Source organism: Bradyrhizobium sp. CCGUVB23, from assembly GCF_024199885.1.
Lineage (GTDB): Bacteria > Pseudomonadota > Alphaproteobacteria > Rhizobiales > Xanthobacteraceae > Bradyrhizobium.
Genome location: NZ_JANADQ010000001.1, coordinates 1,158,645 through 1,171,616, shown reverse-complemented (window position 1 = coordinate 1,171,616; position 12,972 = coordinate 1,158,645). Strand labels below are relative to the sequence as shown.

Genomic DNA, 12,972 nt, shown 5'->3' with positions numbered 1-12,972 from the left:
GCACCTCGAGCGTTTCGGAGCACATTCATGAGCGGCCTCTCCATCCGCCTCACCCACAAGGTGATGGCGATCGGACTTTTCGGGCTCGTCGGTCTCATGGCGTTTGGCGCGATCTACGAGATCGGTAGCCGGTCGCAGGACGCCTCCCGCATCGTTGCGAACCGAGCCCGGATGATCTCCGACCTCAACAAGCAGCTCTCGATCGAGCTGCTCGAGGCACGGCGCAACGAGAAGAACTTTCAGCAGCGCAGGAACGAGAGCTACGCCAAGGCCCATGCGGAGCTGAGCGGACCCATCACGAGAGATTTCGACGAGTTGCAGCGCTTGATGTCGGCCGGCGGCATGAGCGCGCTGTCGGAGAAGACCCAGCAGGCCGAGGCTGGCTTCAAGCGCTATGCGGCTGATTTTTCCGCGCTGGTCGCGAGCGAGATCAAGCTCGGCCTCAATGAGAATCTCGGCCTGTCCGGCTCGCTGCGCGCCGCCGTGCATGAGATCGAGGCCAAGCTGAAGGAGATCGACAATCCGCGGCTGACGAGCTGGATGTTGATGATGCGGCGGCATGAAAAGGATTTCATGCTGCGGCGCGACCCGAAATATATCGCCGAGCTGAAGAAGGCTGCATCCGAATTCTCCAAGGCGATGGAGGCCGCGGCCGTGCCGGCCCCCGTCATGGCCGACATCACGGCCAGGCTGCAGAAATACCAATCGGAGTTTTCGAGCTGGGCCGAGGCGGCACAACAGAGCGCGGCCTATGACGCGAGCATGATGAAGACGTTTCGCGAACTCGAGCCGCTGATCATCGACGTCCGCAGCGCCGTCGATCGAACCTATAAGGAGGCCGATGCCGCCGAGGCCGCAACGCGCGATGCGGTACGGCTGTGGATGATGGTCACCTTCGGCGTCACGGTACTGTTGCTGGCTGTGGTCGGATTCCTGCTGGGCCGTTCGATCTCCAGCGCGCTTTCGGCAATGGTGAGCGCGATGACGCGGCTTGCGCGTGGCGAGCTCTCGATCACCGTGCCGGGCCTCGGACGCAAGGACGAGATCGGTGAGATGGCCGGCGCGGTCGAGGTCTTCCGCAACAATATGGCGGAGGCCGAGCGGCTGCGCACCGAGCAGCTCGAGGCGGAAGCGCGGCAGCGTGAGACGCGCAAGGCGGACATGCAGCGTCTCGCCGACGGTTTCGAGGGCGCGGTCGGCGAGATCATCGAGACGGTGTCGTCGGCGGCGACCGAGCTCGAAGCCTCGTCCAACACGTTGACGCGGGCCGCCGAGCGCTCGAACGGGCTTGCCACCGCGGTCGCCGCGGCCTCGGAAGAGGCTTCCGCCAATGTGCAGTCGGTGTCCTCGGCAAGTGAGGAAATGACCTCCTCGATCACCGAGATCAGCCGCCAGGTCCAGGAATCGGCGCGTGTGGCCGATGCCGCGGTCGAGCAGGCGCAGCGCACCAACGCGCGCGTCGCCGAACTGACCAAGGCGGCGAGCCGCATCGGCGACGTCGTCGAGCTGATCAACACCATCGCCGGCCAGACCAACCTGCTGGCGCTCAATGCCACGATCGAGGCGGCGCGGGCCGGCGAGGCTGGCAAGGGTTTTGCCGTGGTCGCGACCGAGGTGAAGGCGCTCGCCGAGCAGACCGCGAAGGCGACCGGCGAGATCAGCCAGCATATTGGCGCGATCCAGACCGCGACGGATGACTCCGTCGGCGCCATCAGGGAGATCGGCGACACCATCGCGCGGATGTCCGGGATCGCCGCGACCATCGCCGCGGCGGTCGAGGAGCAGGGCGCCGCGACTCAGGAGATCTCACGCAACATTCAGCACGCCGCGCACGGTACGTCCGAGGTCTCCGCCAATATCAGCGACGTCCAGCGCGGCGCCGGCGAGACCGGCGCTGCGTCCGCCCAGGTTCACGCGTCGGCGCAATCGTTGTCGCTGGAAAGCAACCGGCTGAAGAGCGAAGTCGCGCGCTTCCTCGACTCCGTACGGGCTGCATAGCGGGAGGCATGCAAAGAAACGTCTAAAGGTTGCACAGAAATCGATGATTGATCGGTTCCGTATTAGTACGGGGTTTCAAATTAACCGAGGCTTGGAACTCAAGGTGCATCTTCTACCCAAAGAGAACCAGCCAGCATTGTTGAACCAAGCACCGTCCGATCGTCGGTTTTCCCGATCGCGGCGGTAGCGACTGCGTCCGCACTGCGTAACGTCCATCCGCCGGGATTATTGCGATGTCGAAATTCTCGATCCGATTGAAAATATTGACCGTGTTGAGCGCTCTGGTGCTCGCGCTCGCCGGTGTCGGCATCATGGCGATCACCACCATGCAGGCCATCAATGCGCATACGGTCGAGATTTCCGAGAGCTGGCTGCCCAGCGTCCGCGCGCTGGGATCGCTCCGCGCCGACATCAACGAGCTGCGGGTCGCGCTGCGCTTGCACCTGATGCAGGACAGCGCCGAGGGCAAGGACGCCGCCGAGAAGCGGATGGCGTCGCTGCGCGATCGCATCGAGACGACGCGCAAGAGCTATGAGCCCCTGATTACCTCGTCCGAAGAGCGCGCTCTCTATGACCAGTGGAGCAGAGCCTGGGCCGAATATCTGAATGGCGTGCAGGAGGTGATGACGCTGTCGCGCAAGGGCGTCGGCCACTTCCCGACTGACGCCAACGAGCTCTTGCAGACCAAGGTCGCCAAGATGGCGCAGGCCGCCGATCCGCTGCTCCAGCAGGACATCGAGCTCAACAACAAGGGCGCCGAGGCGGAGACGAAGAAGGCCGCCGACAGCTACACCATCACCTTCCGTGTTCTGCTCGGCATCATCGTGACGTCGGTGCTGATCGCGGTCGCGGCCGCCTATTTCCTGGTGCAGGATGTCTCGCGCGGCATCGCCTCGATCGTCCGGCCGATGCAGGTGCTCGGCAATGGCGAGCTCTCGGCCGAAGTCCCGCATCGGGGCGCGCGGACCGAGATCGGATCGATGGCCGATGCGCTGCAGATCTTCAAGGACGCGCTGATCGCGAAAAAAGCGGCCGACGAGGCGGCGGCATGCGACGCCGAGGCCAAGATCGAACGGGCTCGCCGCGTCGACGGCATCACGCGCAATTTCGAGACCGTGATCGGCGAGATCGTCGAGACCGTGTCGTCGGCCTCGACCGAGCTCGAGGCGTCCGCGAGCACGTTGAGCGGCACCGCGCAGCGCGGCCAGGAACTCGCGACCGTGGTTGCGGCGGCGTCCGAGGAAGCGTCCACCAACGTCCAGTCCGTCGCGTCGGCGTCGGAGGAGCTGTCCTCGTCGATCACCGAGATCAGCCGGCAGGTGCAGGAATCGGCGCGGATGGCGGCGGAGGCCGTCGACCAGGCGGCGCGCACCAACGAGCGCGTCAACGCGCTGTCGCAGGCGGCCGCGCGCATCGGCGACGTCGTCGAGCTGATCAACACCATCGCGGGCCAGACCAACCTGCTGGCGCTGAACGCGACGATCGAAGCCGCGCGCGCCGGCGAAGCAGGCCGTGGCTTTGCCGTGGTGGCGTCCGAGGTCAAGGCGCTCGCCGAACAGACTGCAAAGGCGACCGGGGAAATCGGCCTCCAGGTTTCGGGCATTCAGACGGCCACGCAGGAGTCCGTCGGCGCCATCAAGGAGATCGCCGGCACCATCGAGCGGCTGTCCGAGGTGTCGTCGGCGATTGCCGCGGCCGTCGAGGAGCAGGGCGCCGCCACGCAGGAAATTTCACGCAACGTGCAGCAGGCCTCGGTCGGCACGCAAGAGGTCTCCTCCAACATCACCGACGTGCAGCGCGGCGCGATCGAGACCGGCTCGGCCTCGACTGAGGTCCTGTCGGCCGCGAAATCGCTTGCTTCCGACAGCACGCGCCTCAAGGTCGAGGTCGCGAGCTTCCTGGAGTCGGTGCGCGCGGCCTGACCATCACGCGCTCGTCTGCGTCACGGCTGGCGGCGTCTGCCGGCGGAACAGGATCCGCTGGTAGAGCCAGCCGATCGCGACCAGCACGATGCCGAGCCCCATGAACGACAGCGCGCGCCAGACGCCTGTCAGCGTCGACATGTCGATGACGAAGGCTTTCAGGATCGTCAGCGCGATCACGACAGCGGAGGCGAGCCGCGCGCGCTCCGAATTGACCAAGAGGCCAACGCCGAGCAGCACCACGCCGAAGCCGAGCCAGCCGATCGAATAGGTGTATTGCTCGGCGCCCGTTGTCGCGCCATAGAGCAGCACCGGTCCGTGATAGAAGCGGCGGATCTCCAGCGTCACATATGCGAGAGCGAACACCAGCGCGCCGCCGGCAATCGTGTTGGCATAGGCGGTCGGACGATGTCCTGCCACCGCATAGGACAGCAGCAGCATGAGCACTGCCGGCAGCGCGTAGCCGAGCAGCAGCAGGTTGAACACGAGGCCCCCGACATCGATGCTGCTGAACAGCCACGGATTCTCCAGGATCAGAAGGCCGAACACGCTGATGAGCCCGGCGATCACCGTGAGCACGACCGCGCCGACATTATGCACGATGCTGAGGCTCCTCAGTCGCAGCCGCTCCAGCCCGATCGCCATGGCGAGCGTCACGCAGGCCTGGAGCGCGAATTCGAGCAGTGAGGGCGGCGACGTCATGTCGCCGCCGGTCGCAAAGTGACGAATTTCCATGAAGGCGAGCAGCGCGGTGAACAGGATCGCGGCGGCTTCCACCATGCGCAGCGGCGCGTCGTCGCCGCGGCGGTGCAGGAAGCGGCTCGCCGCCCAGAACGACAACGCCGGCACGCCGTAGCCCCACAGCAGCCAGTTGAAGATCGGCGTGGTGCCGACGGCATCGCCAACGATGCGCGGGTCGTACACGATGCGCGCGGTGACGATGCCAGCCAGGATTGCGGCAAGCCAGCGCAGGAAGGCGATCGGCCGCTGGATCGAGATCCAGGCGGTGCCCAGCGACATCAGCGCCAGCGCGATCGTGAGCCAGCCTTTCTCCAGCGCGAAGGTCAGCGCCAATGCCAGCGCGCCGAGCGTGCCGGTGGCGAAGAGGGCAATCGAGATCGCAAGGCCCGGCCGGTTCTCGCGCCGTGAGAGCGCTTCGGTCGCGGCCGCGAAAGCGGCGGCGAGCAGCACGGCGAGGATCGCGAACGGGATCGAGCGGTCGAGATGTGCGATGCGGGCGTAGAGCGCGACCAGGAGCGCAACGGGTGTGAAGGTCGCCGCCGCCGACCACACGACGGGGATGATCGCGGAGGTCGAGCGTCCCTGTGCGAGGAAGCCCACGCCGCCAAAGCCCACGGCGAAGATTGCGGCCATCACGAGGTGCAGCCACACCGAACTGTCGGTCGCGGTCGGTCCGATGCCGGGCAGCGGGCCGCCCGGCAGCACCAGCATGTCGGGGTTTGCGCGCACGGCCCATTCGGCGAACACGATGAAGACGAGCGCTGCCGCCGCACCGAGTGCGCCGGTCGCCGCAGGCGCGCGCCAGGCGACGAACAACGTTCCGGCAACGAGGAGGGTGAACGTGATCAGCGCCAGATCGGCATGCGCGCTCGACAGCACGATCAGCGTCGCGCCGAACAGATAGGCGGCGAGCGAGCCGGAGGACACCGGTTCGATCTGGCCGTCGTCGATGGTCGGGCCGAACATGAAGCCGCAGACCACCAGCAGGGCGGCGAGCACGAAGCCCGCGATCACATGGAAGGCATGCGGGGCGGCGAGTGTCGCTCCGAGGTCGAGACCCGGGAAAGTCCACAGAAGCGCGAAGACGATCGTGGTCACCGCAAGCCAGCGCCACAGCCGGATGCGCGCGAGGCCAAAGCTCGCCGCGCTGACGATCGCGAGGTAAATGTAGAGCGCCCAGTAGTCCGGCTTGTTGGAGGAGACCAGGATCGGCGTGACGAACGCGCCGACCACGCCGAGGCCGGCGAGCGCCGGCCCGTGCAGCAGCGCCGCCGCGAGCGTGCCGAGCGCAACGAGGCCGAGCAGCACGAAGGCGGTCGCAGGCGCGAGGAAATCGTACAGCGCGTAGGCCGCATAGACCGTCGCAAACGCCACCGCCGTGCCGGCCGCGGTGAGGATCGCGGGGATGTTGGCGATCGGCAGCGCCTGGATGTCGGCGATGCTCTCCTTGCGCCGCGTCCATTCGCCGGCGCCAAGCAGCCCCAGCGCGAACAGGCCGCCGAGAAACACACGCACGCCGGGGCCGACGAGGCCGGCTTCGATCGAATAGCGCACCATGAAGAAGCCGCCGAGCGCGAGCGCCAGGCCGCCGATCCACACCACCCAGCGGGTGCCGAGGCGCTCTTCGAGACCCGGCCCCGCAGCCGGCATCGGAGGCGGTGGCGCGGCTTGAGCTGCGTCCGTGTCGATGGGCGGCGGTGTCGCCTCATCGGCGACGAGGGGCGGCGCCAACTCGGCGTCGGGCGCAGGCCGCTCGGCGGTGCCCGGCGTTGAAGCCGCAAGCGTCTGCTCCATCTCCTGCTGTGGCGTGAGCGGCGGCGGCTGGACCTGCCGCGGCGTGTGCAGGCCAGCTTCCAGCGCGCTCAGCCGTCGGCGGAGGTCGGTCGCCTGGTTGGACGCTTTCAATGAAATAAGGAAGGCGGCGATTGCGATCATCACCGCAAAGACGTCGAACGGAGCGTCGAACATAAGGCCTCCAGGCGAGTCGCGAAAAGCGACCCGCGTAACATGCTCTTAGCGCCGGGAGCGGACGCGCAAGCCGGGCGCTGGCCGCTCCTGGAGCACTTCGCGGCGGAAGCGATAGAGTGCTGCCGGCCGCCCGCCGGTCTGTGTCGACATCACGCCGGTCGGTTCGACCAGCGCCTCGCTTTCCACCAGACGACGGAAATTCTGCTTGTGCAGGTGTCGGCCGGAGATTGCCTCCACCGTGTGCTGCAATTCCGTGAGTGTGAACTCGGCGGGCAAAAGTTCAAAGATGACGGGACGATACTTCAGCTTTGCGCGCAGCCGGGCAATGCCCGTGGCGAGAATCCGGCGGTGGTCGAACCGCATCGAGAGGCCAAGCGCAGGAAGCGCCTTGCGCGCTAATGCCGCAGGACGCCCGTCGCGCCGCGCTTCCTCGATCAGCCCGGCCTCGTAGAGCAACTCGTAGCGGTCGAGCACGCGCTCCTCGTCCCAGCTAGCTCCCTCGAGGCCGAAATTCAGCCGCACACGATCCTTGCGCGGCAGCGCACGAATCGTCTCTGGCGTTTCCTCCTCGGCCCATTTTGTCAGCGCCGGAATGATGTCGCGGACGATGATCGCCGGCGGCTGCTCGCGCCAGTCCTCCCAGGGGAAGAAGCGATACCACGGCGCGAACGTCGCGCCCGCCGCGTGCACTCCGTTGTCGGCGGCGCGGGTCAGCGCGAGATAGCCGATCGAGACCATATGCGCGCCGGTATCGGCGGCCTCCGCATGACGGCCGCGATCGCCAAAAGTGTAGAGCTGCTCGACATAGCCGAGCCTTAAGCCAGCCTGCTCCTCGACCCAGGCGCGCAGGCCGATCTCGAAGGTCCGATGCGTCAGCGCATCGAACGGACCGAAGGGCAGGCCCGCGAGGCCATCGCTGCCGCGCGCAGTGAGGATCAGCGGTTCATTGTCCTCGATCGCGACGATCGCGGCAGTCAGGCCGATCTCGATCGGCGTCAGCAGCTTGTCGCTCATCCGGGAAAGGGGTTTTGCGTGGTCATTCGAGCTCGATCACGAACGGACGGCTCTCCACCATCATCGCGCCCGGACCCATCTCATCGAGCGCGCGCAGCATGCGGCCGTCGCGGCGGAGCGCGCGATCGGCGAGCTCGACGATGCGGCGGTTGGGCGAGGCGATCGGGGAGGCAGCGCGGATCTTCTTCGCGATCTCGATCTCGTCGCGATGCGGATTTAGCAAGCATGCTGCGGCAAAGGCGCTCGCGGTGGAGCGGCTGATGCCGGCATAGCAATGCACGACCAGCGGCGCGCTGCGATCCCAGCCGCGAACGAAGTTGAGCACCTGGTTGATATGTCCTTCCGAGGGCGCGACGAAGCCGTCGAGCTCCTCGGTGATGTCATCCATCGAGACTTTCAGATGATTGGCCGGTAGCACCGAGACCGGCCGCACTACTTGCTCGACATTGGCCATCACGGTCAGCACATGGCTGGCGCCGGTGAGACGAACGGTTTCGGGCAGGGCGGCAAGCGAGCAGACGTGGATCATGACGTTCCCTTTGGCAGCCGATTATAGCTGGCGCCGTAGAGTGGGCAAAGGCGCAACGCGCCGTGCCCACCATGCTGCACCTTGCACTGATCGGTGGGCACGCTTCGCTTTGCCCACCCTACGAATAGCCTACGCTACGAAAACACCGCATTGAACCGCTCCAGAAACCGCTTCTCGGCTCTTGCGGCCGTCCACGGCGTCAGATAGTCGCGCAGGACGGTTTCGGGCAGGCCGGGGTCGCGGCCGAACAGACGCCTGGCTTCGCTCTCGCTGAAGCCGGCGAGTTCGGTGGCCTCAAGATACGCCGCGCCGCGATCGGCGGCCTTGATGGCCTGCGTGATCTCCTCGGGCAGCGCCGCCGGCAGGCCGAAACGAATGTGGATGGCGCCGAGCAGGCGCTTCTCCACCGCCTTGTAGTGACCGTCGAGCACCGCCTTGAACGGCGAGATCATGTCGCCGATCACGTATTCCGGGGCATCGTGCAGCAGGGCGGCGAGCCGCAGGCGCTGGTCGACGCGCGGGCTTTCGTGGCGCATCACGGTTTCGACCAGCAGCGTGTGCTGGGCGACGGAGAAGATGTGCGCGCCGGTGGTCTGACCGTTCCAGCGCGCGACGCGCGCCAGCCCATGCGCGATGTCGGCGATCTCGACGTCGAGCGGCGAGGGGTCGAGCAGATCGAGGCGGCGGCCGGACAGCATGCGCTGCCAGGCGCGGGACTGCACGTCGTTTGCGGCGCGCTTTCCGGCCTTCATCTGGCTTTGAGGCGAAGCTTGCGCTGCGTCTTGCCGCAGGACGCGTGGCAATGGCAGTCGACGAGATGGTCGTTGACCATGCCGGTCGCCTGCATGAAGGCATAGACGATGGTGGGACCGACGAATTTGAAGCCGCGCGAGGACAGCTCCTTGGAAATCTGCACCGACAGCGGCGTCGACGCCGGCACGCTCGCCGTGGTCTTGAACTTGTTGACCAGAGGCCTGCCGTCGACGAAATCCCAGAGCAGCTTCGAGAAGCCGGGGCCCTTTTCCATGATCTCCAGATAGGATTTTGCGCTCGCAATCGTGCCTTCGATCTTGGCGCGGTTGCGCACGATGCCGGCATCGTTCATCAGCGCGTGGACCTTCTTCGCGTTGTAGCGCGCGATCTTCTCCGGCTGGAAGTCGTCGAAGGCTTTGCGGAAATTGTCGCGCTTGCGCAAAATCGTGATCCAGGAGAGGCCGGCCTGGAAACCGTCGAGAATCAGCTTCTCATAGAGCGCGCGGTCGTCATATTCCGGCACGCCCCACTCGGTGTCGTGATAGGCAACATACAGCGGATCTTCGCCGGGCCAGGGGCAACGCGTCAGGCCGTCGGCATGCAGGCGAGCGGCGCGGCTCATGCGACGGGCTGTTTCGCTGGAATGCGGACCACATCGGGTTCCGCGAGTCTCACTTCAAGCCCGCCGGCGCTCAGCGTCTGTCCGGCATCGAGCGCGTCGGCGACGCGATCGATGCGCACCAGCGCAATGCCCTTGCCCTGTGCCGTCGAGCCGATGGTGCCGACCGGCTTGTCGCCGGCGAGGATGGTGGCGCCCGGCTCGGGCGAGGGGCCGTCGAGCAGCACCTTGACGCTGCGGGTGCGCGCGGTGCCGCGATGCTGCATGCGCGAGACCACCTCCTGGCCGACATAGCAGCCCTTGTCGAAATCGACGCCTGCGAGCCGATCCATGTTGGTCTCGTGCGGGAATGCATCGCCATACATGAAATCAAGCCCGCCGCGCGGCACGCCGAGCGCAATGCGATGCGCCTCATATTCGGACGCCTCGACGAGCTCGGCACCGATCAGCGCGGCGAGCTTCTCCTTGAGTTCCGCGGGGATCAGGGTGCGAAACCCGAGCCGCTCGTCGCGCGGGTCGGTGAAAGACAGGTCGGGCTGGGCGGCAGGCGTGCCGTCCCAGCCTGCGAGCACGCCGAGATCATCAGAGAGATTTTCCACAGTGACCTTGGCGCGCAGCTTGTAGAACTTCAGCTTGGTGGCGAGGGTTTCCGCGAGCGCCTTCGGGCAGTCGATCAGGAAGCCGCCGCCATGGCCGGCGGGTGCCTCCGTGATCAGGAAATCCACGATGATCTTGCCCTGCGGCGTCAACAGCGCGCCGAATCGGCCGAGCCCGGGCTTGAGCCTGCCAATATCCGTGGTGAACAGGCCGTTGAGGAAGCTCTGCGCGTCCTCGCCTGTGACCTTGACCACTCCCCGATCGGGGAGAAACGCTGCCTTCATTGCGAAAATCTCTTGCGACATGCCGGCTTCGAACGTAAGCCCGCCCTGCTTAAACGACAAGGCCTCGAGCCCTGCGCCTGAGGGATGAGAGAGACTGATAGCCATGACCCAGCGTTTTGACGTGATCCTGAAATCCGGCACGGTGGTCAATCAGGACGGCGAGGGCGTCCGCGACATCGGCATTGTGGCTGGCCGCATCGCGGAGATCGGATCGCTCGCGCAAGGCGCGGCGGCGGAGGTCGTCGACTGCAAGGGCCTGCACATCCTGCCGGGCGTGATCGACACGCAGGTGCATTTCCGCGAGCCGGGGCTGACGCACAAGGAAGATCTCGAGACCGGTTCGCGCAGCGCCGTGATGGGCGGCGTCACCGCCGTGTTCGAGATGCCGAACACCTCGCCGCTCACGGTGACGGAGGCCGATTTCACCGACAAGGTGAAGCGCGGCCATCACCGCATGCATTGCGATTTCGCCTTCTTCATCGGCGGTACGCGCGAGAACGTGCAGGATCTGCCGCATCTCGAGCGTGCGCCGGGCTGCGCCGGCGTGAAGGTGTTCATCGGCTCCTCGACCGGCGCGCTGCTGGTGGAGGACGATGACAGCCTGCGCCGCATCTTCCAGGTGATCCGCCGCCGCGCCTCGTTCCACGCGGAGGACGAATATCGCCTCAACGAGCGCAAGTCGATGCGCATCGAGGGCGATGCGCGCTCGCATCCCGTGTGGCGCGACGAAGCCGCAGCGCTGATGGCGACGCAGCGCCTCGTGAAGCTCGCGCGCGAGACGGGCAGGCGCATCCACGTGCTGCACATCTCGACCAAGGAAGAGATCGAGTTCCTGCGCGACCACAAGGATGTCGCATCCTGCGAGGCGACGCCGCATCACCTCACCATGTCCGCGCCCGAATGCTATGAGCAGCTCGGCACGCTCGCCCAGATGAATCCGCCGGTGCGCTCGGCCGATCACCGCGCCGGTATCTGGCGCGGCATCGAGCAGGGCATCATCGACATCCTCGGCTCCGACCACGCGCCGCATACGCTGGAGGAGAAGGCCAAGACCTATCCGGCCTCGCCCTCGGGCATGACCGGCGTGCAGACGCTGGTGCCCTTGATGCTCGACCACGTCAATGCCGGCCGGCTGTCGCTCACCCGCTTCGTCGATCTCAGCAGCGCCGGCCCCGCGCGCCTCTTCAACATCGCCTGCAAGGGCCGCATCGCCGCTGGCTATGACGCCGACTTCACCATCGTGGACCTCAAGCGCAGCGAGACCATCACCAACAAATGGATCGCCTCCAAAGCCGCCTGGACGCCTTACGACGGCGTGCGCGTCACGGGCTGGCCGGTCGGCACCTTCGTCCGCGGTAAGCGCGTGATGTGGCAAGGCGAGCTGGTGGCGCCGTCGCAAGGCGAGCCGGTGCGGTTTCTGGAGACGCTGAAGCAGTAGGGTTTGGGTGAAGGGCGGCCGTTGCGCTCAGATGCGCGCAACATTCTCCGCTGTCGTCCTGGCGAAAGCCAGGACCCATAACCCCGACCGGAAGTTGTTATGAAGACTGGTGGCCAACTTCGTTCGCCACAACTCAATCCTGTGGTAATGGGTCCTGGCTTTCGCCAGGGCGACACTAGGGAGGCATGGGAGGGCACCAATGACCCGACTGGCACCGCTCGTCACCACCGAACGGCTCGCCGCCATGCTCGGCCGGCCCGACTTGCGCATCTACGATTGCACGACCTACAACGAGCCCGTGCCGCAAGGCAGCGACGTGCCGTACATCGCCGTGCCCGGCGACAAGACGTTCGCGGCCGGCCACATTCCCGGCGCCGATTTCCTCGATCTGCAAGGCGAGTTCTCCGACACCTCCGCACGTCCGCTCTTCATGATGCCGGCGACCGCGCAGCTTGAGGCCGCCTTCGGCCGCCACGGCCTCGATGCCTCCAAGACGATCGTGCTCTACAGCATTGGCAGCATGATGTGGGCGACGCGGTTCTGGTGGATGCTGCGCTCGCTCGGCGTCGATGCGCGCGTGCTGGACGGCGGCTTCGACAAATGGAAGGCCGAAGGGCGACCAGTCGAGCAGGGGGCGCCGGGCGGTTATCCGGAGACGATATTCAAGGCCGCGCCGCGCGAGGGCTTCTTCGTCGACAAATCCGCCGTGCTGGCGCGGATCGACGATTCCTCCACCATGATCGTCAACGCGCTCGGGCCACAGTTTCATCGCGGACTGGAACCGAGTCGCTATGGCAGGCCCGGCCGCATTCCCGGCAGTGTGAACGTGCCGGCCGCAACGCTCGTCAATGCCGCCGACAAGACGCTGACCGCGCTCGCCGATGCCGAAGCAAAGTTCGCGGCCCAGGGCATCACGCGCGACAAGAACGTGATCTGCTATTGCGGCGGCGGCATCTCGGCGACGATCGATCTCCTCATGCTGACGCAGCTCGGCTACGACAAGCTCACGCTCTACGACGGTTCCATGGGCGAATGGGCCAGGGATCCCGGGCTGCCGATCGAGACGGACAAAGAGTAGATTGGCGGGAACCTTTTGGGCGGGCCTGCAT

The 12,972-nt window shown here is 66.1% G+C and carries 10 protein-coding genes; 4 read left to right on the top strand and 6 right to left on the bottom strand.

The window, feature by feature from the left end; genetic code table 11:
* Positions 1-27: 27 nt before the first annotated feature.
* Positions 28-1,998 carry a methyl-accepting chemotaxis protein gene (locus NLN62_RS05550; RefSeq protein WP_254107841.1) on the top strand — a complete coding sequence of 657 codons (1,971 nt, stop codon included), beginning with the start codon at positions 28-30 and terminating at the stop codon, positions 1,996-1,998.
* Positions 1,999-2,231: 233 nt separating this feature from the next.
* Positions 2,232-3,920, top strand: a complete 1,689-nt coding sequence (locus tag NLN62_RS05545; RefSeq protein ID WP_254107839.1) for a methyl-accepting chemotaxis protein — start codon at positions 2,232-2,234, stop codon at positions 3,918-3,920.
* 3 nt (positions 3,921-3,923) lie between these two features.
* Here the strand turns inward: NLN62_RS05545 and NLN62_RS05540 are convergent, their stop codons facing one another.
* From NLN62_RS05540 to NLN62_RS05515, 6 genes are all read right to left on the bottom strand, one after another.
* A complete protein-coding gene (locus NLN62_RS05540; RefSeq protein WP_254107837.1) occupies positions 3,924-6,629 on the bottom strand; it encodes a DUF2339 domain-containing protein in 2,706 nt (901 codons plus the stop codon).
* 45 nt (positions 6,630-6,674) lie between these two features.
* A complete protein-coding gene (locus tag NLN62_RS05535) occupies positions 6,675-7,643 on the bottom strand; it encodes an NAD regulator (RefSeq protein WP_254107835.1) in 969 nt (322 codons plus the stop codon).
* Positions 7,644-7,665: 22 nt separating this feature from the next.
* Complete coding sequence (locus tag NLN62_RS05530) at positions 7,666-8,172, bottom strand: tyrosine phosphatase family protein (protein WP_027524310.1); 507 nt, start codon at positions 8,170-8,172, stop codon at positions 7,666-7,668.
* 134 nt (positions 8,173-8,306) lie between these two features.
* On the bottom strand, positions 8,307-8,924 hold the full coding sequence (locus NLN62_RS05525; RefSeq protein ID WP_254107833.1) for an HD family hydrolase: 618 nt from the start codon (positions 8,922-8,924) through the stop codon (positions 8,307-8,309).
* Positions 8,921-9,547 (bottom strand): DNA-3-methyladenine glycosylase I, encoded by a 627-nt coding sequence (locus NLN62_RS05520; RefSeq protein ID WP_254107831.1) that lies wholly within the window; start codon positions 9,545-9,547, stop codon positions 8,921-8,923. The genes NLN62_RS05525 and NLN62_RS05520 overlap by 4 nt, the downstream gene beginning before the upstream one ends.
* Positions 9,544-10,425 carry a folate-binding protein YgfZ gene (locus NLN62_RS05515; RefSeq protein WP_254107828.1) on the bottom strand — a complete coding sequence of 294 codons (882 nt, stop codon included), beginning with the start codon at positions 10,423-10,425 and terminating at the stop codon, positions 9,544-9,546. Before NLN62_RS05515 ends, NLN62_RS05520 begins: the two co-directional genes overlap by 4 nt.
* Positions 10,426-10,528: 103 nt before the next feature.
* Between NLN62_RS05515 and NLN62_RS05510 the strand changes: the two genes are divergently transcribed.
* Positions 10,529-11,863, top strand: coding sequence for a dihydroorotase (locus tag NLN62_RS05510; RefSeq protein WP_254107825.1), 1,335 nt, complete (start codon positions 10,529-10,531; stop codon positions 11,861-11,863).
* A gap of 199 nt (positions 11,864-12,062) precedes the next feature.
* Positions 12,063-12,941, top strand: coding sequence for a sulfurtransferase (locus tag NLN62_RS05505; protein WP_254107822.1), 879 nt, complete (start codon positions 12,063-12,065; stop codon positions 12,939-12,941).
* The last annotated feature ends 31 nt before the right edge of the window (positions 12,942-12,972 follow it).

Bases quoted from the DNA above. Each gene is read 5' to 3' on its own strand.
- NLN62_RS05550 (WP_254107841.1), top strand. From the start codon at position 28: ATGAGCGGCCTCTCCATCCGCCTCACCCACAAGGTGATGGCGATCGGA.
- NLN62_RS05545 (WP_254107839.1), top strand. From the start codon at position 2,232: ATGTCGAAATTCTCGATCCGATTGAAAATATTGACCGTGTTGAGCGCT.
- NLN62_RS05540 (WP_254107837.1), bottom strand. From the start codon at position 6,629: ATGTTCGACGCTCCGTTCGACGTCTTTGCGGTGATGATCGCAATCGCC.
- NLN62_RS05535 (WP_254107835.1), bottom strand. From the start codon at position 7,643: ATGAGCGACAAGCTGCTGACGCCGATCGAGATCGGCCTGACTGCCGCG.
- NLN62_RS05530 (WP_027524310.1), bottom strand. From the start codon at position 8,172: ATGATCCACGTCTGCTCGCTTGCCGCCCTGCCCGAAACCGTTCGTCTC.
- NLN62_RS05525 (WP_254107833.1), bottom strand. From the start codon at position 8,924: ATGAAGGCCGGAAAGCGCGCCGCAAACGACGTGCAGTCCCGCGCCTGG.
- NLN62_RS05520 (WP_254107831.1), bottom strand. From the start codon at position 9,547: ATGAGCCGCGCCGCTCGCCTGCATGCCGACGGCCTGACGCGTTGCCCC.
- NLN62_RS05515 (WP_254107828.1), bottom strand. From the start codon at position 10,425: ATGAAGGCAGCGTTTCTCCCCGATCGGGGAGTGGTCAAGGTCACAGGC.
- NLN62_RS05510 (WP_254107825.1), top strand. From the start codon at position 10,529: ATGACCCAGCGTTTTGACGTGATCCTGAAATCCGGCACGGTGGTCAAT.
- NLN62_RS05505 (WP_254107822.1), top strand. From the start codon at position 12,063: ATGACCCGACTGGCACCGCTCGTCACCACCGAACGGCTCGCCGCCATG.